The organism is Streptomyces triticagri (assembly GCF_003429565.1).
Classification (GTDB): Bacteria; Actinomycetota; Actinomycetes; order Streptomycetales; family Streptomycetaceae; genus Streptomyces; species Streptomyces triticagri.
In genome coordinates, this window is record NZ_QUAK01000167.1 from 1 (window position 1) to 4,458 (window position 4,458).

A 4,458-nucleotide genomic window follows, 5' to 3' on the forward strand; every position below is an offset into this window, starting at 1 on the left:
ACCAGCGCTCCCGCGCGGCGCCTTATCCGAACCACTCCACGGAGGCCCTGCGGTGCACGAACTGCCGCAACAGCTGGCCAACGGACTCATCCTCGGCGCGATGTACGGACTCATCGCGATCGGCTACACGATGGTCTACGGCATCGTCCAGCTCATCAACTTCGCCCACGGCGAGATCTTCATGGTCGGAGGATTCGGTGCCCTCACCGTCTTCCTCTGGCTGCCCGAGGGATTCTCCCTCCTCACCGCGATACCCCTCATGATCGTCGGCGGAGTCATCTGCTCCGTAGCCGTCGGCACCGCAGCGGAACGATTCGCCTACCGGCCACTGCGCGGCGCACCACGCCTCGCCCCCCTCATCACCGCCATCGGCCTCTCCATCGCACTCCAGCAAGCCGTCTGGAAGTGGTACCCCGACGCCACCAAGGACCGCTCCTTCCCCCAATTCAGCGGCGACTCCATCTCGTTCCTCGGCGCCGACATCAAGGCCAACGACCTCTTCACCATCATCGCCGCCCCCATCTGCATGATCCTCCTGGGCCTCTTCGTCTCCCGCACCCGCGCCGGCCGCGGCATGCAGGCCACCTCCCAGGACCCCGACACCGCCAAGCTGATGGGCATCAACACCGACCGCATCATCGTCATGGCCTTCGCCATCGGCGCCGCCTTCGCCGCAGTCGCAGCCATCGCCTACGGACTGCACAACGGCCAAGTCAGCTTCCGCATGGGCTTCATCATGGGACTCAAGGCCTTCACCGCAGCCGTACTCGGCGGCATCGGCAACATCTACGGCGCCATGCTCGGCGGCCTCGTCCTCGGCGTCGCCGAAGCACTCGCCACCGGCTACATGGGCGACGTCCCCGGAATGGAACTCTTCGGCGGCGGCGGCTGGAAGGACGTATGGGCCTTCGCGCTCCTCATCATCGTCCTCCTCGTACGACCCCAAGGCCTACTCGGCGAACGCGTCGCGGATCGGGCGTGAGGTGAGCACCATGACCAACACCACCCAGAACACCAGCACCACCCAGGCCACAACCACGGCCAACGGACCCGCGCTGCTCCCCCTGCCCACCACAGCAGCACGCGCAGCCACCACAATCGGCGCCGCAGCAGCACTCGCCGGCACCTTCCTCGCCTGGACCTGGACCGCCGCCTTCCCCGGCAACCTCACCGTCACCGGATACCCCGGCGGACTCCAAGTCCTCACCCTCGTCAGCGCCGCCCTCACCCTGCTCTTCGCCCTCTCCGGCTACGGCATCCCCGGACTGCGCTGGCTCACCCCCGGCGGCACCAACAGCCCCACCCGCCTCCTCGCCCTCGGCACCCTCGGCACCGTCGGCTACACCATGGGCGCCATCTCCGCCCAACTCGGCGGCGTCGTCAACCTCGAACCCGGCGCCTGGGTCAGCGGCATCGGCGCCCTCATCGCCACCATCGGCGCCCTCGCACTCCCCGCCGACCTCCCCGCCGACGAACACGACACCGGCCTCTGGCAACGCTTCCGCCACAGCCTCACCGCCCCCCACCCCAGGCGCGCACAGGAACTGCCCTCCTGGGCCGAAATCCTCATCATCGCCGCCGGCTTCGGCATCGCCCTCTACGTCTTCACCTACGGCATCGACACCGAGTACTCCGAACTCTTCATCGGATACCTCATCACCGTCGGCTTCGCCTTCACCGGCGTATCCCGCGCCGGCCTCATCAGCCGACTCACCGCACTCACCACCAAACACCGCAACGTCGCCCTGGCCGCAGCCTTCGTCGCCGCCTTCTGCTTCCCCTTCACCCAGGACAACGACACCTACGCCCTCATCGGCGCCAACATCCTCATCTTCGCGACCGTCGCACTCGGACTCAACGTCGTAGTCGGCCTCGCCGGCCTCCTCGACCTCGGATACGTCGCATTCCTCGGCGTCGGCGCCTACACCGCCGCCCTCGTCTCCGGCTCCCCCCAGTCCGTCATCGGCGTCCAATTCCCCTTCTGGGCCGCCGTCCTCACCGGCGCCGTCGTCTCCCTCATCTTCGGCGTCCTCATCGGCGCCCCCACCCTCCGACTGCGCGGCGACTACCTCGCCATCGTCACCCTCGGATTCGGTGAGATCTTCCGCCTCACCATGAACAACCTCAACGGAAGCAGCGGACCCGACCTCACCAACGGCTCCCAAGGCATCCCCAACATCCCCGACCTCAACCTCTTCGGATTCGACTTCGGACAGTCCCACGACGTCGGCGGCTTCACCCTCGGCAGGTCCGCCAACTACTACCTGCTGATGCTCCTCTTCACCGTCTTCGTCGTCCTCGTATTCCGCCGCTCCGGCGAATCCCGCATCGGACGCGCCTGGGTCGCCATCCGCGAAGACGAAACCGCAGCCACCGCCATGGGCATCAACGCCTTCCGGCTCAAACTCCTCGCCTTCGCCCTCGGCGCCACCCTCGCCGGCCTCGCCGGCACCGTCCAGGCACACGTCACCTACAGCGTCACCCCCGAGCAATACCTCTTCACCGGCACCACACCCCCCAACTCCGCCTTCCTCCTCGCAGCCGTCATCCTCGGCGGCATGGGCACCATCAGCGGACCCCTCATCGGCGCCGCACTCCTCTACCTCATCCCCGCCAAACTCCAATTCCTCGAGGACTACCAACTCCTCCTCTTCGGCCTCGCCCTCGTCCTCCTCATGCGCTTCCGCCCCGAAGGACTCGTCGCCGACAGCAGGAAGAAACTCGAATTCCACGAGACCGACCAACTCGCCGTACCAGAACAACAACTGCCCGAAGACGCCACCAGCGCGAAGAAGGCGGGGGCGTGACCACCATGACAAGCACCCACACCACCGGCCCCGTCCTCGACGCCAGCGGCGTCACCATGCGATTCGGCGGACTCACCGCCGTACGCTCCGTCGACCTCACCGTCTCCAGCGGCGAAATCGTCGGCCTCATCGGGCCCAACGGCGCAGGAAAAACCACCTTCTTCAACTGCCTCACCGGGCTCTACATCCCCACCGAAGGCAAGGTCTCCTACAAAGGCACCGTCCTGCCACCCAAGCCCCACCTCGTCACCAAGGCAGGAATCGCCCGCACCTTCCAGAACATCCGGCTCTTCTCCAACATGACCGTCCTGGAAAACGTCCTCGTAGGACGCCACACCCGCACCAAGGAAGGCCTCATCTCCGCCCTCCTGCGCGGCCCCGGCTTCCGCAAGGCCGAAGACGAATCCACCGCACGCGCGATGGAACTCCTCGAATTCACCGGCCTCGCCCACAAAGCCGACCACCTCAGCCGCAACCTCCCCTACGGCGAACAACGCAAGCTCGAAATCGCCCGCGCACTCGCCAGCGACCCCGGACTCCTCCTCCTCGACGAGCCCACCGCCGGCATGAACCCCCAAGAAACCCGCGCCACCGAAGAACTCGTCTTCGCCATCCGCGACCGCGGCATCGCCGTCCTCGTCATCGAGCACGACATGCGCTTCATCTTCAACCTCTGCGACCGCGTCGCCGTACTCGTCCAAGGCGAAAAACTCGTCGAAGGCACCTCCGACGTCGTCCAAGCCGACGAACGCGTCGTCGCCGCCTACCTCGGCACCCCCTTCGAAGGCGCACCCGGCGACGAGGAACTCGCCGAAGTCGAAGCCGCCGAAGCAGCAGCACCCAGCACCAACGCCCGCACGGAGGAAGGCCAGTGACCGCACTGCTCGAGGTCGAAGACCTCAAGGTCGCCTACGGCAAGATCGAAGCCGTCAAAGGCATCTCCTTCACCGTCGACGAAGGCGAAGTCGTCACCCTCATCGGCACCAACGGCGCCGGAAAAACCACCACCCTGCGCACCATCTCCGGACTCCTCAAACCACTCTCCGGACGCATCACCTTCAACGGAGAACCCCTCCGGAAATACCGCGCAGACCAAATCGTCTCCCTCGGCCTCGCCCACTCACCCGAAGGCCGGCACATCTTCCCCCGCATGACCATCGAGGACAACCTCCGCCTCGGCGCCTACCTCCGCAACGACAGCGACGGCATCAACAAAGACATACAACGCGCCTACGACCTCTTCCCCATCCTCGGAGAACGCCGCAAACAAGCAGCCGGCACCCTCTCCGGCGGCGAACAACAAATGCTCGCCATGGGCCGCGCCCTCATGTCCCAGCCCAAACTCCTGATGCTCGACGAACCCTCCATGGGCCTCTCCCCCATCATGATGCAGAAGATCATGGAGACCATCGTCGAACTCAAGAACCAAGGCACCACCATCCTGCTCGTCGAACAGAACGCCCAAGCCGCGCTCTCCCTCGCCGACCAAGGACACGTCATGGAGGTCGGCAACATCGTCCTCTCCGGCACCGGCACCAACCTCCTCACCGACGAATCCGTCCGCAAGGCCTACCTCGGCGAGGACTGAACCACCGCACCACATCCGCATACGGCTGAGGCCCGCACCCGGAGAAACCTCCGGGTGCGGGCC

At 66.0% G+C, this 4,458-nt stretch carries 4 protein-coding genes; all 4 read left to right on the top strand.

Annotation, left to right across the window (positions count from 1 at the left end; all coding sequences use genetic code 11):
• The first annotated feature begins 52 nt into the window (after positions 1-52).
• From DY218_RS25555 to DY218_RS25570, 4 genes are read left to right on the top strand one after another with little or no spacing between them, the layout of a single operon-like run.
• A complete protein-coding gene (locus tag DY218_RS25555) occupies positions 53-982 on the top strand; it encodes a branched-chain amino acid ABC transporter permease (RefSeq protein WP_128558501.1) in 930 nt (309 codons plus the stop codon).
• 10 nt (positions 983-992) lie between these two features.
• Positions 993-2,807 carry a branched-chain amino acid ABC transporter permease gene (locus DY218_RS25560; protein ID WP_128558502.1) on the top strand — a complete coding sequence of 605 codons (1,815 nt, stop codon included), beginning with the start codon at positions 993-995 and terminating at the stop codon, positions 2,805-2,807.
• A gap of 5 nt (positions 2,808-2,812) precedes the next feature.
• Positions 2,813-3,682: an ABC transporter ATP-binding protein gene (locus DY218_RS25565; protein WP_407703685.1), complete on the top strand. Its 870-nt coding sequence runs from the start codon at positions 2,813-2,815 to the stop codon at positions 3,680-3,682.
• On the top strand, positions 3,679-4,395 hold the full coding sequence (locus DY218_RS25570; protein WP_128558504.1) for an ABC transporter ATP-binding protein: 717 nt from the start codon (positions 3,679-3,681) through the stop codon (positions 4,393-4,395). Before DY218_RS25565 ends, DY218_RS25570 begins: the two co-directional genes overlap by 4 nt.
• The last annotated feature ends 63 nt before the right edge of the window (positions 4,396-4,458 follow it).

Bases quoted from the DNA above. Each gene is read 5' to 3' on its own strand.
- DY218_RS25560 (WP_128558502.1), top strand. From the start codon at position 993: ATGACCAACACCACCCAGAACACCAGCACCACCCAGGCCACAACCACG.
- DY218_RS25565 (WP_407703685.1), top strand. From the start codon at position 2,813: ATGACAAGCACCCACACCACCGGCCCCGTCCTCGACGCCAGCGGCGTC.